Below are 304 nucleotides of genomic sequence, written 5' to 3'. Positions count from 1 at the left end.
GTGAACGGCGGATGACGGCGCCACCGAGACGCGCCACCTCGCCGTTGAGCAGCTCAACATTGTCCTCAGTGGTCTGAAGGACAACGACATTCGATCCCGGAACCATGCGCGAGGCCACCTCGGACAGCGCGAACTCGTGCGCATCCGCACTCGCCAGGTCTGCGGTGGATCCGGCGAGCGCGCCCACACCCCACCCCAGCAGCATGCCAATGGGGCCGGCCAGGGCGCCAATGACCAGACCAATCACCGAACCAGTTCCGAAGCCGAAAGAGGATGCGGAGTCACTGGCCTCAGGAATGGATAC

1 protein-coding gene is annotated in these 304 nt (G+C 64.5%); it reads right to left on the bottom strand.

Features of this window, described 5'->3' with window-relative positions:
* The coding region (locus tag QP415_RS11310; RefSeq protein WP_285100132.1) for a DUF1269 domain-containing protein at positions 1-304 on the bottom strand (304 nt) is incomplete at both ends.

The organism is Pauljensenia sp. UMB3104 (assembly GCF_030217285.1).
In the GTDB taxonomy this organism is placed as follows: domain Bacteria; phylum Actinomycetota; class Actinomycetes; order Actinomycetales; family Actinomycetaceae; genus Pauljensenia.
This window is presented reverse-complemented; position numbering and strand designations above follow the sequence as displayed.